Source organism: Pseudomonas sp. GW456-L12, assembly GCF_059424045.1.
Map to the genome: position 1 here is coordinate 186,865 of NZ_JBWKZA010000002.1, position 25,902 is coordinate 212,766.

Annotated in this window: 20 protein-coding genes; 9 read left to right on the forward strand and 11 right to left on the reverse strand. The window is 63.6% G+C overall.

Annotation, left to right across the window (positions count from 1 at the left end):
- Positions 1 to 345: 345 nt before the first annotated feature.
- A complete protein-coding gene (gene mtnA, locus AC07Y9_RS03290) occupies positions 346 to 1,422 on the reverse strand; it encodes an S-methyl-5-thioribose-1-phosphate isomerase (protein ID WP_102679102.1) in 1,077 nt (358 codons plus the stop codon).
- Positions 1,423 to 1,530: 108 nt separating this feature from the next.
- Here mtnA and AC07Y9_RS03295 point away from each other — a divergent pair, with 108 nt between their 5' ends.
- The 5 genes from AC07Y9_RS03295 (at position 1,531) to AC07Y9_RS03315 (ending at position 6,373) form a co-directional block, all read left to right on the forward strand.
- A complete protein-coding gene (locus tag AC07Y9_RS03295) occupies positions 1,531 to 2,862 on the forward strand; it encodes a TRZ/ATZ family hydrolase (protein WP_102679101.1) in 1,332 nt (443 codons plus the stop codon).
- A 64-nt stretch (positions 2,863 to 2,926) separates the two neighbouring features.
- Positions 2,927 to 3,625, forward strand: coding sequence for a bifunctional 2-polyprenyl-6-hydroxyphenol methylase/3-demethylubiquinol 3-O-methyltransferase UbiG (gene ubiG / locus AC07Y9_RS03300; protein ID WP_102679100.1), 699 nt, complete (start codon positions 2,927 to 2,929; stop codon positions 3,623 to 3,625).
- Positions 3,626 to 3,629: 4 nt separating this feature from the next.
- The gene (mupP, locus tag AC07Y9_RS03305; RefSeq protein WP_007932213.1) at positions 3,630 to 4,301 is read left to right on the forward strand and encodes an N-acetylmuramic acid 6-phosphate phosphatase MupP; all 672 of its coding nucleotides are present in this window, start codon (positions 3,630 to 3,632) and stop codon (positions 4,299 to 4,301) included.
- Between the two features lie 38 nt (positions 4,302 to 4,339).
- Entirely contained in the window at positions 4,340 to 5,080 is a 741-nt protein-coding gene (locus AC07Y9_RS03310; RefSeq protein ID WP_007932214.1) for a YciK family oxidoreductase, read from the forward strand.
- Positions 5,081 to 5,446: 366 nt separating this feature from the next.
- Positions 5,447 to 6,373 (forward strand): GGDEF domain-containing protein, encoded by a 927-nt coding sequence (locus AC07Y9_RS03315; protein WP_053262197.1) that lies wholly within the window; start codon positions 5,447 to 5,449, stop codon positions 6,371 to 6,373.
- A 37-nt stretch (positions 6,374 to 6,410) separates the two neighbouring features.
- Here the strand turns inward: AC07Y9_RS03315 and AC07Y9_RS03320 are convergent, their stop codons facing one another.
- From AC07Y9_RS03320 to AC07Y9_RS03350, 7 genes are all read right to left on the reverse strand, one after another.
- Positions 6,411 to 7,163 carry an iron-containing redox enzyme family protein gene (locus AC07Y9_RS03320; RefSeq protein ID WP_219734992.1) on the reverse strand — a complete coding sequence of 251 codons (753 nt, stop codon included), beginning with the start codon at positions 7,161 to 7,163 and terminating at the stop codon, positions 6,411 to 6,413.
- A gap of 78 nt (positions 7,164 to 7,241) precedes the next feature.
- A complete protein-coding gene (locus AC07Y9_RS03325) occupies positions 7,242 to 9,701 on the reverse strand; it encodes an EAL domain-containing protein (RefSeq protein WP_007932218.1) in 2,460 nt (819 codons plus the stop codon).
- Positions 9,702 to 9,905: 204 nt separating this feature from the next.
- A complete protein-coding gene (locus AC07Y9_RS03330; RefSeq protein WP_009045020.1) occupies positions 9,906 to 11,720 on the reverse strand; it encodes an ABC transporter ATP-binding protein in 1,815 nt (604 codons plus the stop codon).
- Complete coding sequence (locus tag AC07Y9_RS03335; RefSeq protein ID WP_173679768.1) at positions 11,713 to 12,315, reverse strand: DsbA family protein; 603 nt, start codon at positions 12,313 to 12,315, stop codon at positions 11,713 to 11,715. The genes AC07Y9_RS03330 and AC07Y9_RS03335 overlap by 8 nt, the downstream gene beginning before the upstream one ends.
- 36 nt (positions 12,316 to 12,351) lie before the next feature.
- A complete protein-coding gene (trhO, locus tag AC07Y9_RS03340) occupies positions 12,352 to 13,293 on the reverse strand; it encodes an oxygen-dependent tRNA uridine(34) hydroxylase TrhO (RefSeq protein ID WP_102679098.1) in 942 nt (313 codons plus the stop codon).
- Positions 13,294 to 13,394: 101 nt separating this feature from the next.
- On the reverse strand, positions 13,395 to 13,694 hold the full coding sequence (locus AC07Y9_RS03345; RefSeq protein WP_007932228.1) for a BolA family protein: 300 nt from the start codon (positions 13,692 to 13,694) through the stop codon (positions 13,395 to 13,397).
- 12 nt (positions 13,695 to 13,706) lie between these two features.
- Complete coding sequence (locus AC07Y9_RS03350; RefSeq protein ID WP_007932229.1) at positions 13,707 to 14,222, reverse strand: DUF2059 domain-containing protein; 516 nt, start codon at positions 14,220 to 14,222, stop codon at positions 13,707 to 13,709.
- Positions 14,223 to 14,414: 192 nt separating this feature from the next.
- Between AC07Y9_RS03350 and AC07Y9_RS03355 the strand changes: the two genes are divergently transcribed.
- Positions 14,415 to 15,809 (forward strand): class II fumarate hydratase, encoded by a 1,395-nt coding sequence (locus AC07Y9_RS03355; RefSeq protein ID WP_007932231.1) that lies wholly within the window; start codon positions 14,415 to 14,417, stop codon positions 15,807 to 15,809.
- An 87-nt stretch (positions 15,810 to 15,896) separates the two neighbouring features.
- Here AC07Y9_RS03355 and AC07Y9_RS03360 read toward each other — a convergent pair whose 3' ends face one another.
- The 3 genes from AC07Y9_RS03360 to pap form a co-directional block, all read right to left on the reverse strand.
- A complete protein-coding gene (locus AC07Y9_RS03360) occupies positions 15,897 to 16,862 on the reverse strand; it encodes a DMT family transporter (RefSeq protein WP_102679097.1) in 966 nt (321 codons plus the stop codon).
- 199 nt (positions 16,863 to 17,061) lie between these two features.
- Positions 17,062 to 18,246, reverse strand: a complete 1,185-nt coding sequence (locus AC07Y9_RS03365; protein ID WP_007932234.1) for a thiolase family protein — start codon at positions 18,244 to 18,246, stop codon at positions 17,062 to 17,064.
- A 143-nt stretch (positions 18,247 to 18,389) separates the two neighbouring features.
- Complete coding sequence (gene pap / locus AC07Y9_RS03370) at positions 18,390 to 19,910, reverse strand: polyphosphate:AMP phosphotransferase (RefSeq protein ID WP_007932235.1); 1,521 nt, start codon at positions 19,908 to 19,910, stop codon at positions 18,390 to 18,392.
- Positions 19,911 to 20,063: 153 nt separating this feature from the next.
- Between pap and mnmC the strand changes: the two genes are divergently transcribed.
- From mnmC to ngg, 3 genes are all read left to right on the forward strand, one after another.
- Positions 20,064 to 22,046, forward strand: a complete 1,983-nt coding sequence (gene mnmC / locus AC07Y9_RS03375; protein ID WP_173679767.1) for a bifunctional tRNA (5-methylaminomethyl-2-thiouridine)(34)-methyltransferase MnmC2/FAD-dependent 5-carboxymethylaminomethyl-2-thiouridine(34) oxidoreductase MnmC1 — start codon at positions 20,064 to 20,066, stop codon at positions 22,044 to 22,046.
- Positions 22,047 to 22,296: 250 nt separating this feature from the next.
- Positions 22,297 to 24,069, forward strand: a complete 1,773-nt coding sequence (locus tag AC07Y9_RS03380) for an N-acetylglutaminylglutamine amidotransferase (protein WP_102679095.1) — start codon at positions 22,297 to 22,299, stop codon at positions 24,067 to 24,069.
- A gap of 2 nt (positions 24,070 to 24,071) precedes the next feature.
- Complete coding sequence (ngg, locus tag AC07Y9_RS03385) at positions 24,072 to 25,817, forward strand: N-acetylglutaminylglutamine synthetase (protein WP_102679094.1); 1,746 nt, start codon at positions 24,072 to 24,074, stop codon at positions 25,815 to 25,817.
- Positions 25,818 to 25,902: the final 85 nt, after the last annotated feature.

Genomic DNA, 25,902 nt, shown 5'->3' on the forward strand with positions numbered 1-25,902 from the left:
ATTCCTTTTTCTGGTGAAACTTCGTCACATCCATATGGGACGAACGAAGCTCGCCGCTGCAGGCCTAGTGCCATGCACCGACTTACGACAAATCAACAAGTTATGCCATGGATTTGCGCAGTGAAGGCGGTCACTTCGGACCACCTTGGAAACCGCCGGATGTTATCACAATCGCCGCCACGCACCTATCCCCCTGATGCGCATGGAGCATAGTTAGTTGACCGGTGACAGGCTGATAAGAGACGAGAGAAGCTCAGAGGCTGATTTCGCGCGTAAATGCGGATTTTTTCCCGGACTGACGACCACCCCACGGCAGCCGTCAGCGAAACCTTTTGCAAAACGATCTCAGTGCAAGCGCTTGCGGCACATCAATTGGGCCATTTTCGCGGTATCGGGACGCTCGACTATGCCTTTCTCGGTGACGATGGCGTCGATCAGGTCCGCCGGGGTGACGTCGAATACCGGGTTGTAGGCCTCCACATCCGCCCCTACCCGCTTGCCGCCGACCTCGAGCAACTCCTTGCCATCACGCTCCTCGATCGGAATGTCTTCGCCACTGGCCAGGGCCATGTCGATGGTCGAACTCGGCGCGACCACCATGAAACGCACGCCGTGGTGCATTGCATTGACCGCCAGCTGATAGGTGCCGATCTTGTTCGCCACATCGCCATTGGCGGTAATGCGGTCGGCGCCAACGATCACCCAGGTCACGCCCTTGGTTTTCATGATGTGCGCGGCAGCGGAGTCGGCATTCAAGGTCACCGGGATGCCTTCGTTGGCCAGCTCCCAGGCAGTCAGCCGCGAGCCTTGCAGCCAGGGACGGGTTTCATTGGCATACACCCGCTCGACCATACCTTCGATAAAGGCCCCGCGAATCACCCCCAGGGCCGTTCCGAAGCCGCCGGTCGCCAGGGCGCCGGTATTGCAGTGGGTCAGGATGGCCTGGGCATTGCCCTGATGCCGGCGAATCAGGTCGACACCCAACTGGGCCATGGTCAGGTTGGCTTCGCGGTCGCTTTCATGAATGGCCAGGGCTTCCGCCTCCAGCACCGCCAGCGGGTCGGCGTGGCCCTTGAGGCGCTCCAGACGTTCACGCATGCGGTTCAGCGCCCAGGACAGGTTGACCGCGGTCGGACGCGAGTCGGCGAGCAGTGCGAAGTCTTCTTCCATCGCCGCCTGCCAGTCACCACCGGCGGCAAAACGCGCGCGCGCCGCCAGGACCACGCCATACGCGGCGCTAATGCCGATTGCCGGCGCGCCACGCACCACCATTTCGCGAATGGCCTGCGCGACGCCAGCCGCGCTGGTGTAGGCAATCCAGCTTTCCTCGAAGGGCAAAATACGCTGATCGAGCAGATACAGGGCGTCATCCCGCCAATCGATGGCCTTCACCTTCTCCGCTGCCAACAGTCGATCGCGCATCCCTCACCCCGCACTCATGAACAAAAGCCGCCGATTATAGCGATCCCCCGGCGAAGACGCTCGGGTATACTTCGCCATCCTCCACAAACGCCCTGGAACCGATCTTCGATGCCGAACCCTGTCGTTGCGCTCGACCTACTCCTGTTGCCGGCCTGGCTGGTGCCTGTTGAACCGGCCGGCGTGGTGCTCAAGGAGCACGGCCTGGGTATCCGCGACGGCCGCATCGTGTTCATCGGCCCGCGCGCCGCGGCCTTGAAGCTGCAGGCTGCCGAGGTCCGCGAGTTGCCGGGCATGCTGCTCAGCCCTGGCCTGATCAACGCCCACGGCCACGCGGCGATGACCCTGTTCCGCGGCCTGGCCGACGATCTGCCGCTGATGACCTGGCTGGAGAACCACATCTGGCCCGCCGAAGCCAAATGGGTCGATGAAGCCTTCGTCCGCGACGGTACCGACCTGGCCATCGCCGAACAGCTCAAAGGCGGTATCAGCTGCTTTTCCGACATGTACTTCTTTCCGAAGGTTGCCAGCGAGCGCGTGCACAACAGCGGCATTCGGGCGCAGATCGCCATTCCAGTCCTCGACTTTCCGATTCCGGGCGCCCACAGCGCCGACGAGGCCATTCGCCAGGGCGTCGAGCTGTTCAGCGACCTCAAGCATCATCCGCGCATCAAGGTCACCTTCGGTCCCCACGCGCCCTACACGGTCGGCGACGAAAACCTGGAGAAGATCCGGATCATTGCCGAAGAGCTCGATGCCTCCATTCATATGCATGTCCATGAAACCGCCTTCGAGGTGGAACAGGCCGTCGCCCGGCACGGCGAGCGGCCCCTGGCCCGCCTGGCGCGACTGGGACTGCTCGGGCCGCGCTTCCAGGCCGTACACATGACCCAAATCAGCGATGACGACCTGGCTTTGCTGGTAGAAACCAATAGCAATGTCATTCATTGCCCGGAGTCGAACCTGAAACTGGCCAGCGGCTTCTGTCCGGTGGAACGGCTGTGGCAGGCTGGCGTCAATGTTGCAGTAGGCACCGACGGGGCCGCCAGCAACAACGACCTGGACCTGCTCGGCGAAATCCGCACCGCCGCATTGCTGGCCAAGGCCGTGGCAGGCTCGGCCACCGCCCTGAATGCCCACCAGGCGCTGCGCATGGCCACCCTCAACGGCGCGCGGGCCCTGGGCCTGGAGAGCGAGATCGGCTCGCTGGAACTCGGCAAGGCCGCGGACCTGGTGGCCTTTGACCTGTCCGGCCTGGCGCAGCAACCGATCTATGACCCGGTTTCGCAGCTTATATATGCCACCGGCCGCGATTGCGTGAAACACCTTTGGGTCGCCGGCAAGCAATTGCTCGACGACCGGCGCCTGACGCGCCTGGACGAACAACAGCTGCACGCCACGGCGACAGCCTGGGGCCGGCGCATCAGCGGCCATACCGAATAGCAGGAACCCTCGAGCCCCGGCTCGAGACCGACAGCCAGAATTTTCCAGATTCAGAGGATTACCCATGAGTAACGTCGACCACGCCGAAATCGCCAAATTCGAAGCCCTCGCCCATCGCTGGTGGGACCGCGAGAGCGAATTCAAACCGCTGCACGATATCAACCCGCTGCGGGTCAACTGGATTGACGAGCGCGTCAACCTGGCCGGCAAGAATGTCCTCGACGTCGGTTGCGGCGGCGGCATCCTCAGCGAAGCCATGGCCCAGCGCGGCGCCACGGTAACGGGTATCGACATGGGCGAGGCCCCGCTGGCGGTGGCACAACTGCATCAACTGGAGTCCGGGGTAAACGTCGAGTATCGGCAGATCACCGCCGAAGCCCTGGCCGAGGAAATGCCCGAGCAGTTCGACGTCGTCACCTGCCTGGAAATGCTCGAGCACGTACCGGACCCCTCTTCGGTGATCCGCGCGTGCTTTCGCATGGTCAAGCCCGGCGGCCAGGTGTTCTTCTCCACCATCAACCGCAATCCGAAGGCCTATCTGTTCGCCATCATCGGCGCCGAATACATCATGAAGCTGCTGCCGCGCGGCACCCATGACTTCAAGAAATTCATCCGGCCTTCCGAGCTGGGCGCCTGGAGCCGTGACGCCGGCCTGAGCGTCAAGGACATCATCGGCCTGACCTACAACCCGCTGACCAAGCACTACAAGCTGGCCGCCGACGTCGACGTCAACTACATGATCCAGACCCTGCGGGAGGAATAAGCCCATGCGTATCAGAGCAGTTCTTTTCGACATGGACGGCACCCTGCTCGACACCGCGCCGGACTTCATCGCCATCTGCCAGGCCATGCGCGCCGACCGCGGCCTGGCGCCGATCGCGGACAAACATATCCGTGACGAAATCTCCGGTGGCGCCCGGGCGATGGTCGCCGTGACCTTCTCGATGGACCCGGAATCCCCGGGTTTCGAGGAGCTGCGCCTGGAGTTTCTGGAGCGTTACCTCAAGCATTGCGCGGTGCACAGCAAACTGTTCGACGGCATGGCCGAGCTGCTGGCCGATATCGAGAAGGCCAATCTGCTCTGGGGCGTGGTCACCAACAAGCCGGTGCGATTTGCCGAGCCAATCATGCAGCAGTTGGGCCTGGCGGAACGTTCCGCCCTGCTGATCTGCCCGGATCACGTGAAGAACAGCAAACCCGATCCGGAACCATTGATCCTGGCGTGCAAGATGCTCGACCTCGACCCGGCCAGCGTACTGTTCGTCGGTGACGACCTGCGCGACATCGAATCGGGCCGCGACGCAGGCACCAGGACCGCCGCCGTGACCTACGGTTACATCCATCCGGACGACAATCCCAAGCACTGGGGCGCCGACGTGGTGGTCGATCATCCGCTGGAACTGCGCCAGGTCCTGGACCAGGCGCTGTGCAGCTGCTGATCTGCCCTGGCTTTCGCTTCTGATTTCCCGAGGTTTTTATGTTTGATTATTCCGCCCGCCCCGAACTGCTCAAGGATCGGGTCATTCTGGTCACCGGTGCCGGCCGCGGCATCGGCGCCGCTGCCGCCAAGACCTTCGCCGCCCACGGCGCCACCGTACTGCTGCTGGGCAAGACCGAAGCCAACCTGACCCAGGTTTATGACGAGATCGAAGCCGCCGGCCATCCTCAGCCGGTGGTGATTCCGTTCAACCTGGAAACCGCCCTGCCGCACCAGTACGACGAACTGGCCGCCATGGTCGAAGCGGAGTTCGGTCACCTCGATGGCCTGCTGCACAATGCCTCGATCATTGGTCCGCGCACGCCGTTGGAACAGCTGTCGGGCGAGAACTTCATGCGGGTGATGCAAGTCAACGTCAATGCCATGTTCATGCTGACCAGCACCCTGCTGCCGCTGCTCAAGCTGTCCCAGGACGCCTCGGTGGTGTTCACCTCCAGCAGCGTTGGCCGCAAGGGCCGTGCCTACTGGGGCGCCTATGGCGTTTCGAAGTTCGCCACCGAAGGCCTGATGCAAACCCTGGCCGACGAAGTCGACGGTGTCGCACCGGTGCGCGCCAACAGTGTCAATCCGGGCGCTACCCGCACCAGCATGCGCGCCCAGGCCTATCCAGGGGAAAACCCGAGCAACAACCCGGCCCCCGAGGAGATCATGCCGGTCTACCTGTACCTCATGGGTCCAGACAGTACCGGGATCAACGGCCAGGCATTCGACGCCCAGTAATCCGTTCTTTGGCCGCGGCGGAATATCGTCGCGGCACTCCTTTCCTGCCAGCCTTCCACCCCGTCATCGCCAGACAAATGCCACCCCGGGCCACTCCAAGCCTCGGCACGGCCAGCCAACCCGCTGAATTCAAAAGCATTTTACTCGGATGAAGCGAATGGCATGACTTTCGCTCTCATCTCCCTCAAATAGGCAGTGTATTGGCGAAACTCAGCGACGATCGAGTCGGGGCTTATAACGGCCCGTAAAGCGGATTAGACTGTGATCGCTTGTCCTACGGGACTGATGGAACAGTATGACGTGCAGCCATGAGCCGCTCTCACCCAGCCAGTAAGACTGCATTACGTGCCCAGGGGCTCACGCCATATGAAAATACCGACCCAGACCAACGCAATTGACTTCGATAGCGCCAAATTGCAACGCCTGGGCTTTGGCCAGCAGTCACCACTCCTGCAACGCCCGGTCAGCCTTGCCCAGTTGCGCCAGCAGCTGAGCCTGCAATTACAGACCAGCCTGGAGCCGCAACGCATTCTCGGCCTGTTCTTCCGCGAAACCCAACGCCTTGTGCCCCTGGATGCCCTGGTTTACCAGCACAAGCCCAGCGACCTGCGCCTGGAGTTCGGCCAGCGCGGCCACCACTCCATCAGCTACAGCCTGAGCCATGAAGGCGAGACCATGGGCGAGCTGGTATTTCGGCGCAATCAGCGTTTCAGCGACCAGGAACAGGGCCATCTGGAATCCCTGCTGTCCACCCTGCTTTATCCGATGCGCAATGCCCTGCTCTATCGGGCCGCGACCCGTAGTGCCCTGCGCGACCCTTTGACCGATACCGGCAACCGGATCGCCATGGACCAGACGCTGCAACGGGAAATCGAAATGGCCCGCCGCCACCTGCACCCACTGTCGCTGCTGATGCTGGATATCGATCACTTCAAGAGAATCAACGACAGCCACGGCCACAGCGCCGGCGATGAAGTGCTCAAGGCTGTTGCCGCGGCCATCAAGGCGCAGTTGCGCAACGTCGACATGGTGTTTCGTTTTGGCGGCGAGGAGTTCCTGATCCTGCTGTCCAACACTGGACGCGATGCCGCCGCCATGGTGGGAGAACGGCTGCGCCAGGCGGCCCAGGCCAAGGATTACTGGGCGGATGGCAAGTTGATCGAGCTGACGGTCAGCCTGGGTTGCTCGACCCTGCTGCCGGGGGAGTCAGCCGAGAGCCTGCTGCGCCGTGCGGACAGCGCGCTGTATGTGGCCAAGCGCGAAGGCCGCAACCGCCTGGCGATGGCCGGCTGAGAGAATGGCTGGGGCCGCCTTCATCGGAGGCCGCCATTCAACCTTCGACCAGCGCCATCCGCTCACGGGCCGCCGGGGTCTTTTCCTGTTGCATGCAACGCTCCAGGAACAGGTACATGTAGTCATAACTCTTGCAGATCGCCTGGCGCAGCTCGCCCTGCAAGGCTTTGCTCGGCTTCATGCCGGCCAGGGTACAGATGATTTCCAGCGCCTCCCAAGGATGCGCATCATCGTACTGGGCATGCATTTTCAGCCACTTCATCGCCCGCTTGCGCTCTTCTTCGGGAAAGGCCGCCGCATACACGCCGGAGGAGCAGACCAGCGCCGACCACTCACCCGTGGCACCCTCGATTGCGTAGTTGGTCGCAGCGATCGCCACGATCAATGAGTCGGCGGAGCTGGTGTGCCAGCACCAATGACTCAAAGCGTGCAGCTCCGGTGGGACTTGCTGCGCCTGCAGATCTTCCAGGCTCACGCCATGGGCGCGGCTCCAGTTCACCCAGTAATCGGCATGATTGAGCTCGACCCGGATATTGCGCATCAGCCAGCGCCGCGCCATGTCTTCCCCGGGGTGACGGGCGAAGCGGGTCTTGGTCAGGTTCTGCGCCATGTACAGGGCGAACTGCTCGACAACCGGCCAGCCGCCGATCAGGTACTGGCGCATGGTTTTGTTGCTGAGCTTGTTGTCGCGCATGCGCTGGTACAGTTCGTGGTCGACCACGCGGCGCTTGCTCTCGCTGCAATCCTGGATCAGCTGCTGGGCCCAGGCCGGATAGCTTGCAGCGTCCATGAGCGGACCGGTTCTGTTGAATGCGTCGATCACTGTCGGGGCTCCTTTTGATGGTGATGGTACGGATCAGCGAGAGATTCAACGGAACGTGCCAGGAGCCTTGAACAACAGAGGCTGTGGTCGCGAAGGCCGGCACTGCAGACTGTCGCAGGTGAAGAGTTGCGGGCGCTCGATCAGGTAGCCCTGAGCGTAATCCACGCCAATCTCCAACAATGCCTGCTCAATCTGCGGTGTTTCGACAAACTCGGCAATCGTGCGTTTGCCCATCACATGACCGATATGGTTGATCACCTCGACCATCGCGCGATTGATCGGGTCGTCCAGCATATCTTTTACGAAACTTCCATCGATCTTGAGGAAGTCTACAGGCAAATGTTTGAGATAAGCGAATGACGACATTCCCGCACAAAAGTCATCCAACGAAAAGTGACAGCCCAAGCCCTTGAGCTCGTTGATAAATCGAATCGCACTGCCGAGATTGGAGATAGCGCTGGTCTCGGTGATTTCAAAACAAATCAGGTCCGGTGGCACACCGTGGACGATGAACTGCTCGCGCAGGAAGTCCAGGAAAGCCTCGTCACCGATGGTCGCGCCCGACAGATTGATCGCACACATCGCCAGGGGCCCTTCGCGCTCCTCGCGGATGCACTCGGCGATGATCTTGAACACATTCTCCACCACCCAACGGTCCAGGGAGGTCATCAGGCCGTAACGCTCGGCGGCCGGAATGAAGCTGTCGGGCAGGATCATCCGCCCCGCCTCGTCGTGCAGGCGCAGCAGAATCTCGATATGCCCGCCGAGCCGGTCCACATGACCCAGGGCGGCTATTTCCTGGGCATAAAGACAGAAGCGGTTTTCCTCCAGGGCCATATGCAGGCGCTGTACCCAGGCCATTTCACCGAACCGCAGGGACAGCTCCGAGTCGTCCGCATGATAGACCTGGACCCGGTTGCGCCCTTTCTCCTTGGCCATGTAGCACGCCATGTCCGCTGCCCGCAGTGATGCTTCGAGGGTGGTCGGGGTTTGCGCCACATGCACCAGGCCAATGCTGACCGTGGTGACGAAGGGCCGGCCCTTCCAGACAAAATGCAGGTTCTGCACCGTCTGGCGCAGGCCTTCGGCGATCTTTTCCGCCGCTTCCGGCGAGCAGTTCTCCAGCAGGATGCCGAACTCATCGCCCCCCAGGCGCGCCAGGGTATCGCCCTCGCGCAGGCCCGACTGGAGCAAGGCGCAGATATGCCGGAGCAACTCGTCCCCTGCCGCATGACCGCAGGTGTCGTTGACCAGCTTGAACTGGTCCAGGTCGAGGAACATCAGGGCGTGCCGCCCCGGTTGCCGGCTCAAGCTGTGCAATGCCTGCTCCAGGCGGTATTCGAACTCGCGACGGTTCGCCAGGCCAGTCAAGGCGTCGTGGGTCGCCTGCCAGGACAGATTGGCGATGTACTGGCGCTCCTGGGTCATGTCGTGCAGCACCAGCACCGTACCGCTGACCTTGCCGGCATTCTGGATCGGCGCGCCGACCAGAGTCACCGACACCGTGCTGCCATCCAGGCGCTGGATCAGCTTCGAGTGCTCGCTGCCACCACTGAGCTGGCCACTGAGAATGTGCTCGATCAGGGTAAAGCCGTCGGTCTGGGCATTTTCATCCAGCAGATTGAACAAGGCCGCCAGCGGCAGCCCCATGGCCTGCTCGGCCTTCCAGTGAGTCATTTCCTCGGCGGCCGGGTTCATGTAGGCGATGGCGCCGTCCACGTCGGTGGTGATGACACCGTCGCCAATGGATTGCAGGGTGATCTGCGCCCGTTCCTTTTCCAACTGCAGGGCGCTGGCAAATTCATGACGCTGGGCCAGCAGCTTATGGGTGCGCAGCAAGGCCAGGACAATCAGCCCCAGCGCGGTGGCCAGGTTGGTGATCAGCAACAGCCGCAGGATGACCCGCGAGCCCTCGCCCAAAGCATCGCTAAAGGCCTTGGCAGCGGGCGTCACGCCATCGTTGATGGCGAAAATCTGGTTCTTCCAGCGCTGGATATCGGCTTCGGAGGCCTGGTTGCTGGTAATGCTGCGGTGCATTTCATGGGCCACGCTGTCGAGCTGCACCAGATAACTGTCGCCCACGGTCCACAGGTCGATGGCTTTTTCCAGGTAGCTGAAATGGCGGAAGTTCAGGTACAGCCAGATCACGCTGTCGCTGTCGTCAGGGTGGTTGCCACCCTTGAGAATCCCCGCCCGCGCGGCATTCAGGTCGGGCGGTTGCTGATCCAGCGCGACCCGCAGCTCATGCCCGCCCTGAGGCACGGCAATAGCATTCTGGTACTTCAGAAAGATCGATTCGTCGCGGCTGTCGGCGTAGAGATTGAGGTAGTAGATGGCGTCCTTCTGGCCCTTGGACCAAAGGCTCTCCCCGGCAACGTAACCACGTACCGCCGAAAGGACATATAAGCTGAGGCCACCCAACAGCGCTTGAAACAACACCACCGCAATAAATGGCCAGACGATGCCCAATAACCGTGGCGTTCCGAGAGTCCGCTTTTGCTTCATGAGGTCCCTTGCATAAGCACTGCCAGATGAACACCCGAGGAAATACCGCTCCTGACAGCACAGACTAGGCTAATTTCCGCCGCTTCGAGCGCACAGGCCGTGACGTTCGAGCACGCTGCCAGTCGAGACACGACAGGGCCGCGCCCCAGGAGGGTCATTTCCACCAGAGAATTCAAGCACTAAGCACAGAAAACCGGATAAAACTCAAGGTCGCTGGACTTGCTGCAAATGCCCGTAAAGCTTGGCGTAAAGGCCGCCGTCGGCAATTAGCTGCTGATGGTCGCCATCTTCGGCAATCTGTCCGCCATCGAACACTAGAACCCGATCCGCCTGTTTTACCGCGGACAGGCGGTGGGCAATGATCAGCGTGGTCCGGCCGTGGAGGAAACGCGTCAGCGCCTGGTGCAGGTTGTACTCGGTGGCGGCGTCCAGCGCGGAGGTGGCTTCGTCGAGGATCACCACCTTGGGTTCGGCCAGGACCATCCGCGCGATGGCCAGGCGCTGGCGCTGGCCGCCAGACAGACGCACGCCGGAACGGCCGACCACACTGTCCAGGCCGTTGGCCAGGGCGCGGACCGTCGAGTCCAACTGGGCAATTTCCAACGCCCGCCAACAGGCTTCGTCGCTGCGCTCGCGGCCCATGGTCAGGTTGGCGCGGATGCTGTCGTTGAACAGCGCCGGATGCTGCAACACCACCGCCACGTTTTCCCGCAGGGTTTCCAGGCCGATTTCCTGCTGGGTCTTGCCGCCAAAACGAATCACGCCCGCCTGCGGTGTGTAGAGCCCCAGCAACAGCTGCACCAGGGTACTTTTGCCGCCGCCGCTGGCGCCGACGATCGCCACCTTCTCCCCCGGCTCGATCGACAGGTTCATTTGGTCCAGCACCAGCTCGTCGCCGTAGCCGAAACTCAGGCCGCTGACTTCGATACCCACGGTCTCGCGCCCCTGGAACGGGTCGACACCGCCGGCATACTGCGGCTCGTCGGCCCGCGACAGCAGCTCGTTGATGCGCGACAACGCGCCACCGGCGGCATAGTAGGCGTACTGCAGGTTCAGCAGTTGTTCCACCGGGCCGATCATGAACCACAGGTAGCTGAATACAGCCAGCATCTGGCCGATGGACAGATCGGAAAACAGCACGGTGAGCATGGCCGCCGCACGAAAGATATCGATACCGAACTGGAACAGCAGCCCACTGGCACGATTGGAGGCGTCGCTCTTCCATTGCGAGGCCACCGCGTAGTCCCGCACATCCTGGGCACGCCGGCCGAGACGGCCGAGGAAAAAGCCCTGGCGATTGCCCGCACGGACTTCCTGGATCGCATCCAGGGTTTCGGTCAGGGCCTGGGTGAAACGCGAGGTGCTGTCGTTCTCGAGCTTTTTCAGGTGTTTGACCCGCTTGCCCAACTGCACCGTGGCATAGATCACCAGGGGATTGAACAACAGGATCAGCAGCGCCAGCTGCCAATGCATCCACATCAGGATGCCCGCGGTGCCCACCAGCGTGAGCATGGCCACCAGAAAACGGCTGAGGGTTTCGCCGACAAACTTGTCGAGGGTGTCGAGGTCGGTGACCAAGTGAGTCGTCACCGTACCGCTGCCCAGGCTTTCATACTCGCCCAGGGAAATGCGCTTGAGGCGCTCGATCAGCCGCAGACGGATGCGATAGACAATGTCCTTGGCCAACCCGGCAAACAACCGGGCCTGCAGCACGTTGAACAGTAGCGCCGAGCAACGCAGCATCAGGGTGATCAACAACATCAGGCCGATGTAGCCGGCGGCGCTCTGCCAGCCCGCGGGCAAGGCGTGGTTCATCACCTTCAGCGCGGCATCGCCATGCCCCAGCAGCACTTCGTCCACCAACAGCGGCAGCAGCAACGGGATAGGCACGCTGCACAGCGTCGCCAGGACGGCCACGCCATTGGCGATCCACAGGGCTTTTTTATGCTGCAGTGCCAGCCGGCGGACTTGCGCCCAGCTCAGGCGATCGACGGGTTCCGGCGCTTGTGGATCACGCACAGGCGGCACGCTCCAGCCAGCGGCCGAGCAGTGGAGACAGCTCACTCAGGGGCTGGTAGCCATTGGTCAACAAGGCCAGCTGGCCATTGCGCTCGGCCAGCATCGTCGGGAAGCCGGCAATCCCCAGGTCCTGGACCCAGGTGAAATCGGCGGCGGTCGCGGCATGCTGCTCGGCGCGATCGAACGCCTCGGCGAACTCGATGCGCGGCACACCCGCTTCCTCGGCCAGTTCCACCAGAACGCTGGCGCGAGTGACATCCCGGCCTTCGACGTAAAAAGCCCGCTGGATCAGGCGCAAGAGTTTCCAGGCGCAATCCGGCGCCAGGCTGCGCGCCGTGACGATGGCGCGGCACGCAGGCTCGGTGTCATAGACAAAACCGTCGGCCAAGGCGCCCTCGAACTTGAACGGCTGGCCGGTGGCCTCGGTGACCGCCTGCCAGTGTTCGAGGATATAGCGGCGGGTGGTCGGCTCCAGTGCCGAGCCACTGCCAGTCCGCAGGCCGCCCACCACCAGATGCAACTCGACGCCCGCGGCCCGCGCCTGCTCGACCAGGGCCTCGGCCACTGGAGCGAAGCCCCAGCACCACGAACACATCGGGTCCATCACATAGAGCAGGCGGGCAGACATGGCTCAGGCCTCGGAAGAAGATTGCTTGTAGTTGTAACCGATCGGGTGCGGCATGTTGCGAGCCTTGGCCAGTTCAATCTGCTTCTGCCGGTCGATGGCGCTACGGCGGGTTTTCTCGCTCAGCGTGTCCCAGCAGTGCGGGCAACTGATACCCGGCACATAGTGCTCGCTGGCGCGATCCTCGACGCTTACCGGCGTGCGGCAGGCATGACATTGATCGTAGTCGCCTTCGCTGAGGTCGTGACGCACGGTCACCCGATTATCGAAGACGAAGCAGTCGCCCTGCCATTTACTCTCTTGCTGCGGCACCTCTTCGAGGTATTTGAGGATACCGCCCTTGAGGTGGAAGACCTCGCCGAAGCCTTCGCTGAGCATGTAGCTCGAAGCTTTCTCGCAACGAATGCCGCCGGTGCAGAACATCGCGACTTTCTTGTGCTTGCTCGGGTCGAAGTTGGCTTTGATGTAGTCGGGGAATTCGCGAAAACTGGTGGTCTTCGGGTCGATGGCGCCTTCGAAGGTGCCGATCGAGACTTCATAGTCGTTGCGGGTGTCGATCAGCAGCACTTGCGGGTCGCTGATCAGCGCGTTCCAGTCCTGCGGTTCGACATAGGTGCCGACCTTCTTGTTCGGGTCAACGCCGGGTACGCCCAGGGTCACGATCTCTTTCTTGAGCTTGACCTTGGTGCGGTAGAACGGCTGCTCGTCGCAGTACGATTCCTTGTGATCGATGTCGACCATGCGCGGGTCGTTCTTGAGCCAGGCCAGCAGCCCGTCGATGCCTTCGCGGCTACCGGAAACGGTGCCGTTGATACCTTCTTCGGCGATCAGCAGGGTGCCCTTGATGCCGTTGTCGAGCATCGCGTTGAGCAGCGGTTCGCGCAGGGCAACGTAATCTTCGAGGGTGACGAACTTATACAGTGCCGCCACGACAATCTGTTGTGTCATGGGTAATTCTCCAGGTGGCTACCCTCGCAAAGGGTGAACCGGATGCAAAAAAAACGCGCCGACTGAGCGGCGCGTTGCGGATTCTAGCAAAAAACCTGTGGTTAATGCTTGCTGCCGCCAGCGCAGGTCGGCGAGGCCGGGGCCACGCCGATCTTCGCCCATTCCTCTGGCGTGTAGGTATGCAGCGCCAACGCATGAAACTGGCCCATCAGCTCGCCCAGGGTCGCGTAGACCTTCTGGTGACGCTTGACGCTGTTGAGCCCGGCAAACTGCTCGCTGACCAGCACGGCCTTGAAATGGGTCTCCAGGCCGCGGCTGTGCATATGGCTTTCATCCAGCACCTGCAAATGCTCAGGCTGCAATGCGCCCAGTGCCGATTCGATACGTTGTTGCATGGTCATTCCTGGCTCCGCTTACTTCTTCTTCGCCGGTGCGGCCTTAGGCTCGAGTTCGGCGGTCATGTCGGCCAGCAGCTTGTTGACTACCGGTACCGCGCTTTCCAGCTTGGCCTGGGTCATCTGGGCCGATTGCTGGGTCAGCTGCGGCATTTTTTCCAGGACTTTCTTGCCCAGCGGCGACTGGTAGAACGCCACCAGGTCCTTGAGCTCGGATTCGCTGAAGTTGCTGGTGTAGAGCTTGACCATGTCCGGCTTCAGCTTGTTCCAGCCGATGGCCTGGTCCAGGGCGGCGTTGGCCTTGGCCTGGTAGGTTTCCAGCACGGCTTTTTTCGACTCTGGGGCTTTGGTCTGTTCAAAACGCTGGGCGAACATTTGCTGCACTTGCATGTACACCGGAGTGCCCAGCTTGTCAGCGTGCGCCAGGGTCAGGAAAGCTTCGGCACTGGCGTTGTGGCTGGCGGTATCGGCAAGCACCTGGCCGCTGGCGCAAACCAGAACAACCGCGGTACAGATGGCACGAAGACGAGTCATCGAGTTTCCTTTTCTAGCAGGCGAGGTATAACCCCAAGGGCGACCATTCTGCGCCTAAAAAACTCTGTCGCTCAACCCCAAGCCTTGTGGTGCCTGCATTTGCTCGACCAAATGACACAAAAGGCGCTTTATGGAACCCAGGCGGTGGATCACGGCCTAAACTGCGCAATCAGACCTACAGGAGTGAGCACGATGAGTCGAATCGAAACCGACAGCCTTGGCCAGGTTGAAGTCCCGGACGACGCCTATTGGGGCGCCCAGACCCAGCGTTCGCTGATCAACTTCGCCATCGGCAACGAGCGCATGCCGCTGTCGGTCCTGCATGCCCTGGCGTTGATCAAGAAGGCCGCGGCCCGGGTCAACGACCGCAACGGCGATCTGCCGGCTGACATCGCCCGCCTGATCGAACAGGCCGCCGACGAGGTGCTGGACGGCCAGCATGACGACCAGTTCCCACTGGTGGTCTGGCAGACGGGCAGCGGCACCCAGAGCAACATGAACGTCAACGAGGTGATCGCCGGTCGCGCCAACGAACTGGCCGGCAACCCGCGCGGCGGCAAGACCCCGGTGCACCCCAACGACCATGTGAATCGCTCGCAAAGCTCCAACGACTGCTTCCCCACGGCAATGCACATCGCCGCGGCCCAGGCGGTGCAGCAGCATCTGTTGCCCTCGATCGCCGAGCTGTCCGGCGGCCTGGCTGAACTCGCGGCACGGCACATGAAGCTGGTGAAAACCGGGCGCACCCACATGATGGATGCCACCCCCATCACTTTCGGCCAGGAGCTGTCGGCCTTCATCGCGCAACTGGACTACGCCGAGCGCGCCATTCGCGCGGCCCTGCCAGCGGTCTGCGAGCTGGCCCAGGGCGGTACCGCTGTCGGCACCGGACTGAACTCGCCCCATGGTTTCGGCGAGGCGATCGCCGCCGAGCTGGCGGCCTTGTCCGGCCTGCCGTTTGTCACTGCGCCGAACAAGTTCGCCGCCCTCGCCGGCCACGAACCCCTGACCACGCTATCCGGCGCGCTGAAGACCCTGGCGGTGTGCCTGATGAAAATCGCCAACGACCTGCGCCTGCTGGGCTCCGGACCACGGGCCGGGTTGGCCGAGGTCAGGCTGCCAGCCAACGAACCGGGCAGCTCGATCATGCCGGGCAAGGTCAACCCGACCCAGTGCGAAGCCCTGTCCATGCTGGCGTGCCAGGTGATGGGCAACGACGTGGCCATCGGCTTCGCCGCCAGCCAGGGCCACCTGCAACTGAACGTGTTCAAGCCGGTGATCATCCACAACCTGCTGCAATCGGTGCGCCTGCTCGCCGACGGCTGCAGCAACTTCCAGCAGCACTGCATCGCCGGCCTGGAGCCCGACCCGGTGCAGATGGCCGACCATCTGGAACGCGGGCTGATGCTGGTCACCGCGCTCAACACCCATATCGGCTACGACAAGTCCGCCGAGATCGCCAAGAAGGCCTATGCCGAGAACCGCACCTTGCGTGAAGCGGCCCTGGAGCTGGGTTATCTGACGGATGAAGAGTTCGATGCCTGGGTGCGTCCGGAAAACATGTTGGAGGCTGGCAAGCAGGGCTGATGGAAGGCAGTGATTGAACAGATGCTATCGTGGGCAAGCCTCGCTCCTACAGGATAGGGGCTTGCCCGCGATCAACGATAACGCGCCCTAGCTCTGCGGCACGTCCATACGCACCCGCCGCGCCTTGAGCCCGGCCATCAGCGACGGCCCCAGGGCCGTCAAGGCCGACCCCAGCACCACCAGCACCGCCCCGCCATACCCCAGGCCGTTGATCTGTTCGGCATGCACATATTCGGGCCACAACCAGGCCGCCACCGCCACTGCGGCGAAGGTCACCAAGGGCGTGATCGCCAGCGTGGCACTGACCCGCGACGCTTCCCAATGGGCCAGCGCTTCGGCAAACGCACCGTAGGCGATCAGGGTATTCAGGCAGCAGGCCAGCAACAGCCAGCCTTGCAGCGGGCTCAATTCAAGCGCTTCGAGAGGATGGGCCCACGGGGTGAGCAACAGCGCGCAGAACAGGTAGATCACCATCATCACCTGCAAGGAATTCCACACCGTCAGCAACTGCTTCTGGCCCAGGGCGTAGAAGGTCCAGACCGCCGAGGCGGCGAGCACCGTCAGCACACCGGCAGTGTAGTTGCTCAAGGACGTCAGCAGCTCGGTCAGGCGCTGATTGAAAAACACCCCGAAACCGATCAGCAGCACCGCCAGGCCAATCCCCTGCCCCAGGCTGAAACGCTCCTTGAATACAAACAGGCTGGCGATCAGCAACAGGATCGGCCCCATCTGCACCACCAGTTGCGCGGTTCCGGGGCTCAGCAGGTTCAGCCCCATCAGGTACAGCACATAGTTGCCCACCAGCCCGCAGACGGCCATCAGCACCAGCCAGCCGCCGCGCGGCCCGAGTACCCGCCAGCTGGGCAAACGCTTGACCGCCGCCAGGTAGACCAGCAGGAAACCACCGGACACCAACAGGCGAAACCAGGTCACGGTCACCGGGTCCATCACCAGCAACACTTGCTTGAGCTTGATCGGCAGGATGCCCCACAGCAGCGCCGTCAGCAGTGCGAGGAACAAGCCGTAGACCCAGCGACCGGACGAGATATGCATGCGACCCCCAAAAGCCTGATGGAGAGAGCCCGCATTCTAGGCCCGGGGCCGTGACTTACACAGAGACAGTTGGAGGGGGAACGTAAACAGGATGGTGCAGGTCGCAAAAAGCATCGCGGGCAAGCCTCGCTCCTACAGAAGCACCACCGTTCTGTAGGAGCGAGGCTTGCCCGCGATAGGTTCCACCCCGTCTGACGGCTTAGCGCACCGCTTCGAACAACCCGGTCGCACCCATGCCACCGCCGACGCACATGGTGACGATGCCGTAGCGCAGGTTGCGCCGTTGCAGTTCCCGCACCAGGTGGCCGACCTGGCGCGAACCGGTCATGCCGAACGGGTGGCCGATGGAGATCGAGCCGCCGTTGACGTTGTACCTGGCGTTGTCGATCTGCAGCCGGTTGCGGCTGTACAGGCATTGCGAGGCGAAGGCCTCGTTCAACTCCCAGAGGTCGATGTCGTCCACTTGCAGGCCCTTGGCCTTGAGCAGCCTGGGCACCGAGAACACCGGGCCGATGCCCATTTCGTCCGGCTCGCAACCGGCCACGGTGAAGCCGCGGAAGAACGCCTTGGGCTTGAGCCCCAGCGCCAGGGCCCGCTCCAGGCTCATGACCAGGGTCATGGAGGCGCCATCGGACAATTGCGAGGAGTTGCCGGCGGTCACCGAGCCGTCTTCGGCGAACACCGGTTTCAAACCGGCCAGGCTTTCCAGGGTGGTGTCCGGGCGGTTGCAGTCGTCGCGATCGACCACGCCGTCGAGGATCTGCACCTGGCCGCTGTTCTTGTCCTCGACCCGGTACTTCACCGCCATCGCCACGATCTCGTCGTCGAACAGCCCGGCCGCCTGGGCCGCCGCGGTGCGCTGCTGGCTCTGCAGGGCATACAAGTCCTGCTCCTCGCGACTCACGTTATAACGCCGGGCGACCACCTCGGCGGTCTGGCCCATGGGGAAATAGATGCCCGGCACCTGCTCCTTGAGCAGCGGGTTGATCAGGTTGTCGGTGTTGACGCTCTTCATCGTCAGGCTGATGGACTCGACCCCGCCGGCGACAATGACGTCACTGCAACCGGACGCGATCTGGTTGGCCGCGATGGCGATCGCCTGCAGGCCGGACGAACAGAAACGGTTGAGGGTCATGCCCGCGGTACCGGTGCCCAGGCGCGACAGCACCGCGACGTTGCGCCCGATGTTGTAGCCCTGGGCGCCTTCGTTGGAACCGGCGCCGACGATGCAGTCCTCGACGCTGGCCGGGTCGATACCGTTGCGGCTCAGCAGCGCATTGACGCAATGGGCGGCCATGTCATCCGGACGGGTCTGGTTGAACTTGCCGCGAAAGGACTTGGCCAGGCCGGTCCGCACGCTATCGACGATCACCACTTCACGCATGGCATACCTCATTGTTGTTGTCGGTTGTGAGTGGCTCGAGCATAGATCCAGCCCTTGCCCGGCCGCGACGATCATTCATCCGGCGTATGCAAAACCATCGCGGTGCTGGGTTTATCCAGTGACCCGCTCACAACCCGCGGCGGTTATTTCTTGTCCTTCTTGCCTTTCCTGTCCTTTTTCTCGGACTTGTCGAATGCCTCTTCCAGTGCGCGGTTGAGGGTGCGCAATACCTTGACCCGGGCCCAGCGCTTGTCGTTGGCCTCCACCAGGGTCCAGGCCGCGACCTCGGTGCTGGTGCGGTCGACCATGTCGCCGACGGCGGCGCGGTAGGCGTCCCATTTGTCGCGGTTGCGCCAGTCGTCCTCGGTGATCTTGAAACGCTTGAACGGAATCTCTTCACGGGCCTGGAAACGCTCCAGCTGGGTCTGCTTGTCGATCGCCAGCCAGAACTTGACCACTATCACCCCGGCGTCCTCGAGCTGCTCCTCGAAGTCGTTGATCTCGCCATAGGCGCGCAACCAGTCCGCCGGGCTGCAAAAGCCCTCGACCCGCTCCACCAGCACCCGGCCGTACCAGGAACGGTCGAACACGGTGAACTTGCCCCGCGCCGGAATATGCCGCCAGAAGCGCCACAGATACGGCTGGGCCCGCTCGTCCTCGGTCGGCGCGGCAATCGGCACGATGCTGTACTGGCGCGGGTCCAGCGCCGCCGCTACCCGGCGAATCGCCCCGCCCTTGCCGGCCGCGTCATTGCCCTCGAAAACCGCCACCAACGCGTGCTTGCGCATGCGCTTGTCGCGCAGCAGGCCGGCCAGGCGCGCCTGCTCGGTAATCAGTTGCTCCTCGTAGTCGTCCTTGTCCAGTTGCTGGCTCATGTCCAGGCTGTCGAGCAGGGTCAGCTTGTCGACGGCCTCGCCCAGCGGCGCCACATGGGACTCGACTTCGAGCGTCGGCCGGTTGAGCGCGCTCTGCAGGCCCTCGAGGAGAATCTTGCCCACCGCCAGGCTGCGGTAATGCGGGTCCACGCCTTCGATCACATGCCAGGGCGCGTAGTCGCGGCTGGTGCGGCGTAACACCCGCTCGCCGTATTTGACGAACTTGTCGTAGGTCTCCGACTGCTGCCAGTCCAGCGGGCTGATGCGCCAGCTGTGCAGCGGGTCGTCCTGCAAGGACTTGAGGCGGGCCTTCATCTGTTTCTTGGACAGGTGGAACCAGAACTTGAAGATCAGCGCGCCTTCATCGCAGAGCATCTTTTCCAGGCGCTCGGCGCCGGCGATGGCCTGGTCGAAACGGCCGTCCTTGAACAGCTCGTGCACCCGCCCCTGGAGCATCTGGCTGTACCAGTTGCCGAAAAACACCCCCATGCGGCCCTTGGCCGGGAGCATCCGCCAGTAGCGCCAGGCCGGTGGCCTCGCCAGTTCTTCGTCGGTCTGCTGGTCGAAGGTACGGACCTCGATCAGGCGTGGGTCCATCCACTCGTTGAGCAGTTTCACCGTCTCGCCCTTGCCGGCGCCTTCGATGCCGTTGATCAGCACGATCACCGGAAAACGGGCTTTCTGCTTCAGCTCGAACTGGGCCTCCAGCAGGGCTTCGCGCAGGGCAGGGACTTCGGCGTCAAAAGTTTTTTTGTCGATGGCGTGACCGATTTCGGCTGATTCGAACATGAGCGACTCCCTGGCAAGATGGAGCAAGACTAGCGGATCGACCTAGGCTTTGTCGGCCCCGAACATGCTGCTTATTGCCGTGGATCATTACCCGGTGTGTCGATCGGCTAGAATGGCCGCCTTGCCGCTACCGAGCCGAACATGAGCGCCGAATTGCCCCCTCCCCAGCCCCACGCCCAGCTCGACTGGGACGACCAGGGTCGCCCGCGTTCGCGGGTCTTCGACGATGTGTATTTCTCCACCGAGTCGGGCCTGGACGAAACCCGCCATGTGTTTCTCGAACAGAACCGCCTGCGCGAGCGTTTTGCCGCGTTGCCGCCCAGTGGCCGCTTCGTCATCGGCGAAACCGGCTTCGGCACCGGCCTGAACTTTCTCTGCGCCTGGCAGTTGTTCGAACAACAGGCCGACGCCAGCGCACGCCTGCATTTCGTCAGCGTGGAAAAATACCCGCTGACGCCAGCCGACCTGCAGCGCGCCCTGGCCCTGTGGCCGGAACTGGGGCCGCTGGCCGAGCGCCTGTTGCGCGCCTATGTCGCGGTGCACCAAGGCTTTCAGCGCCTGGTACTGGACGAAGGCCGGGTCACCCTGACCCTGCTGGTCGGCGATGCCCTGGAGCAATTGCCGCAACTCGACGGGCAGGTCGATGCCTGGTTCCTCGACGGCTTCGCCCCGGCGAAAAACCCCGAGATGTGGACCGCCGAGCTGTTCGCCGAACTGGCGCGCCTGGCCGCGCCGGGTTCGAGCATCAGCACCTTCACCAGCACCGGCTGGGTGCGTCGCCTGCTGAATGCCGCGGGCTTCAAGATGAAGCGCACCCCGGGCATTGGCCACAAGTGGGAAGTGCTGCGCGGCGAGTTTCTCGGCTGGCCCGAAGACACGCCGCTGCCTGCCGCCAGCAAGCCCTGGTTCGCTCGCCCGACTCAGCAGGTTCAGGAGCAACACGCCCTGGTGATCGGCGCCGGCCTGGCCGGTTGCGCCAGCGCCGCCAGCCTCGCCGCGCGGGGCTGGCGGGTCAGCCTGCTGGAGCGCCACGGGCAACTGGCCCAGGAGGCCTCGGGCAATCCCCAGGGCGTGCTGTACCTGAAACTCTCGGCCCACGGCACCGCCCTGTCGCAGATGATCCTCAGCGGTTTCGGCTACACCCGGCGCCTGCTCGAACAGCTGCAACGGGGTGTCGACTGGGACAGCTGCGGCGTGCTGCAACTGGCCTTCAACGCCAAGGAAGCCGAGCGCCAGGCGCAGTTGGCAGCGGCCTTCCCGGCGGACCTGCTGCATCAGTTGGACCAACCCCAGGCCCAGGCCCTGGCCGGCGTCGGCCTGGCCCACGGTGGGCTGTTCTACCCGGAAGGTGGCTGGGTGCATCCGCCGGCCCTGTGCCAGTGGCAAGCCGCGCACCCGCGGATTCGCCTGCTGCCCCACCACGATGTAGTGGAATTGCGCCGGGGCGATGGCCAGTGGCAGGCCTGGGACGGCGAGCGGTTGCTGGCCAGTGCCGAGGTGGTGATCCTCGCCGGCGCCGCCGAGATCAAGCGCTTTCCCGCCAGCGCCGAGCTGCCGCTCAAGCGCATCCGCGGGCAGATCACCCGCCTGCCGCAGACCGCGCGCAGCCAGAGCCTGGCCACCGTGGTGTGCGCCGAGGGTTATGTCGCCCCCGCGCGACTGGGCGAACACACCCTGGGTGCCAGTTTCGATTTCAAGAGCGAAGACCTGACACCCACCGCCGCCGAGCATGCGGGCAACCTGCAGATGCTCGAAGAGATCTCCCAGGACCTGGTGGAACGCCTGGAAGCCGACCGGCTGCAAGCGCAAACCCTCGAAGGACGGGCCGCCTTCCGTTGCACCAGCCCGGACTATCTGCCGATCGTCGGTCCCCTGGCGGACCAGGCGGCATTCGCCGAGGTCTACGCGGTGCTGGGCAAGGACGCGCGTCAGGTTCCGGACCTGCCCTGCCCCTGGCTGGACGGCCTGTATATCAACAGCGGCCACGGCTCGCGCGGCTTGATCACCGCGCCGCTGTCGGGCGAGTTGCTGGCCGCCTGGCTGGACAACGAACCGCTGCCCCTGCCGCGCAGCGTGGCCGAGGCCTGTCACCCCAATCGCTTTGCCTTGCGTCGGTTGATTCGCGGCAAGCCATGAAATAAAGCAGCGATGCCAGCCGCCCTGGCATCGCTTGGCCATCTCCCGCAAACGCCCACGGGCCCTGCCCGCACGGCAAAACTCCAGGCAGATCAAGGCCTTTGCCCCAGCCCGCAACGCACTTGCGCCCCGCCGCTTATAACCCATCGGTCTAAAACTCCAGGGGATCACCTGGGTCAGTTTCCGGGTACCTGCCATTTCTGGCCGGTCGCGATTCACCCCTCCCCAACGGAAAAACCGGTAAGGACTTATGTGCGGATTAGCTGGAGAACTACGTTTTGATCATCAACCCGCCGACCTGGCAGCGGTTGAACGAATTACCCACCACCTCGCCCCTCGCGGCCCCGACGCCTGGGGTTTCCATAGCCAGGGCCCGATAGCCCTGGGCCATCGACGCCTGAAAATCATGGACCTGTCGGACGGCTCGGCCCAGCCGATGATCGACAACCAGTTGGGCCTGTCCCTGGCCTTCAACGGCGCGATCTACAACTTCCCCGAACTGCGCGCCGAACTGGAAAGCCTGGGCTACGCCTTTTATTCCGGCGGCGACACCGAAGTGCTCCTCAAGGGCTATCACGCCTGGGGCGCCGAGCTGCTGCCGCGGCTCAACGGCATGTTTGCCTTCGCCATCTGGGAGCGGGACGCCAAGCGCCTGTTCATCGCCCGCGACCGCCTGGGCGTCAAGCCGCTGTACCTGTCGCGCACCGGCCAGCGCCTGCGTTTCGCCTCGGCCTTGCCGGCGCTGCTCAAGGGTGGCGACATCAACCCGCTGCTCGACCCGGTGGCGCTCAATCATTACCTGAACTTCCATGCCGTGGTGCCGGCGCCGCGCACCCTGCTGGCGGGCATCGAGAAACTGCCGCCGGCCACCTGGATGCGCATCGAAGCCGACGGCCGCACCGAGCAGCGAACCTGGTGGACCCTGCCCTACGGCCCGCGCGCCGATGAAACCGGGCTGACCCTGGAAGACTGGCGCGACCGCGTACTCGACAGCACCCGCGAAGCCGTGGCGATCCGCCAACGGGCGGCAGTGGATGTCGGCGTGCTGCTGTCCGGCGGCGTCGATTCGAGCCTGCTGGTCGGCCTGCTGCGGGAAGTCGGTGTGGATAACCTGTCGACCTTCTCCATCGGCTTCCAGGATGCCGGCGGCGAACGCGGCGACGAGTTCCAGTATTCGGACCTGATCGCCCGGCACTACGGCACCGATCACCATCAGCTGCGCATCGACGAGCGCGAGATCATCGAACAGCTGCCGGCGGCGTTCCGCGCCATGAGCGAACCCATGGTCAGCCACGACTGCATCGCCTTCTACCTGCTGTCGCGGGAAGTCGCCAAGCACTGCAAGGTGGTGCAGAGCGGCCAGGGCGCCGACGAACTGTTCGCCGGTTACCACTGGTACCCGCAGGTGGACGGCGCCAGCGATCCCTACGCGGCCTACCGCGAGGCGTTCTTCGACCGCAGCTACGACGACTATGCGGCCACCGTGCAACCGCAGTGGCTGACCGCCAACGACGCCGCCGGCGATTTCGTCCGTGAGCATTTCGCCCAGCCCGGCGCCACCGAGCCTGTGGATAAAGCCCTGCGCCTGGACAGCACGGTGATGCTGGTCGACGACCCGGTCAAGCGTGTGGATAACATGACCATGGCCTGGGGCCTGGAGGCGCGCACGCCGTTCCTCGACTACCGGCTGGTGGAGCTGTCGGCACGAGTACCGGGCAAATTCAAACTGCCCGATGGCGGCAAGCAGGTGCTCAAGGAAGCCGCGCGCCAGGTGATCCCCAGCGCGGTGATCGACCGCAAGAAAGGCTACTTCCCGGTGCCCGGCCTCAAGCACCTGCAGGGTGCCACCCTGGACTGGGTACGTGAACTGCTGCTCGACCCGAGCCAAGACCGCGGCCTGTTCAACCCGGCGATGCTCGACCGCCTGCTGACCGATCCACAAGGCCAGCTGACGCCGTTGCGCGGCTCCAAGCTGTGGCAACTGGCGGCGCTGAACCTGTGGCTCAGCGAACAAGGAATCTGACCATGAAACCCCATGCCACGGCTTACAGCCAACGCTTGCTGCGCGGTCAGGCGCCCTCCTACGAGCGTCTGCAGGCGCGTTTCGCCGAAGACCGCAGCGCCCTCGGCACCGACCCGATTGCCGTGCATTGCGGCTGGGGCCGGCTGCTGATCGGCCATACCTTTCCCGACCCGACGAGCCTGGCCGAGGAGCTGCTCAACGAACACCCTGGCGAACGCGACATCGCCCTGTATGTCGCCGCCCCCCAGCAGATCCTCGGCCTGGAACCGACCCAGTTGTTCCTCGACCCCTCGGACACCCTGCGCCTGTGGTTCAGCGACTACCGCCAGGCCACCCGGGTGTTTCGCGGCTTCCGCATCCGCCGGGCGCAGAGCGCGGCGGACTGGCAGGCCATCAACCAGCTGTACCTGGCCCGCAACATGCTGCCGGTCGACCCGAGCCTGCTGACCCCGCGCCATGCCGGCGGGCCGGTGTACTGGCTGGCCGAAGACGAAGACAGCGGCGCGGTGATCGGCAGCGTCATGGGCCTGGACCACCAGAAGGCCTTCCACGATCCGGAGCACGGCAGCAGCCTGTGGTGCCTGGCGGTGGACCCGCATTGCACCCGCCCGGGGGTCGGCGAAGTGCTGGTCCGGCACCTGATCGAACACTTCATGAGCCGTGGCCTGAGCTACCTCGACCTGTCGGTGCTGCACGACAATCGCCAGGCCAAGTGCCTGTACGCCAAGCTGGGGTTTCGCACCCTGTCGACCTTCGCCATCAAGCGCAAGAACGGCATCAACCAGCCGCTGTTCCTCGGCCCCGGGCCCGAGGCGCAGTTCAACCCTTACGCGCGGATCATCGTCGAGGAAGCCCATCGCCGCGGCATCGACGTGCAGGTCGACGATGCCGAAGCCGGGATGTTCACCCTCAGCCATGGCGGCCGCCGGGTGCGTTGCCGCGAATCCCTCAGCGACCTGACCAGCGCCATCAGCATGAGCCTGTGCCAGGACAAGAGCCTGACTCACAAGGTACTGAAACAGGCCGGGCTGAACCTGCCGGCGCAACAACTCGCGGGCAACGCCGACGACAACCTGGCGTTTCTCGACGAGCATGAACGGGTGGTGGTCAAGCCACTCGACGGGGAACAAGGCCAAGGTGTGGCCGTGGATCTGCGCACCATCGAAGAAGTGCAACAGGCGATCGACAACGCCCGGCGGTTCGACAGCCGGGTGTTGCTCGAGAGCTTCCACGAGGGCCTGGACCTGCGCGTCCTGGTGATCGGCTTCGAGGTAGTTGCCGCCGCCATTCGCCGGCCGGCCGAGGTGATCGGCGACGGCCAGCACTCCATCAGGCAGCTGATCGAAGCGCAAAGCCGACGTCGCCAGGCCGCCACCGGCGGCGAAAGCAAGATCCCCCTGGACCATGAAACCCAGCGCACCCTGCACGCCGCCGGGCACGGCTACGACAGCATCCTGGCGGCCGGCGAACGGCTGTTCGTGCGGCGCACCGCCAACCTGCATACCGGCGGCACCCTGGAAGATGTCACCGCGACTCTGCATCCGGAACTGGTGGACGCCGCGATCCGCGCGGCGCGGGCGCTGGATATCCCGATGGTCGGCCTCGACCTGATGGTGCCGGCGGCGGACCAGCCACAGTACGTGTTCATCGAGGCCAACGAGCGCGCCGGCCTGGCCAACCATGAACCGCAGCCGACGGCCGAGCGCTTTGTCGACCTGTTGTTTCCCCACAGCCAGCCGGCGGTTTGAAAGCCTTGTGCTGACCGTCGCGGCCTCATCGCGGGCAAGCCTCGCTCCTACAGGGATCGCCGCCTTGCTCGCGATGCCTTTTCAT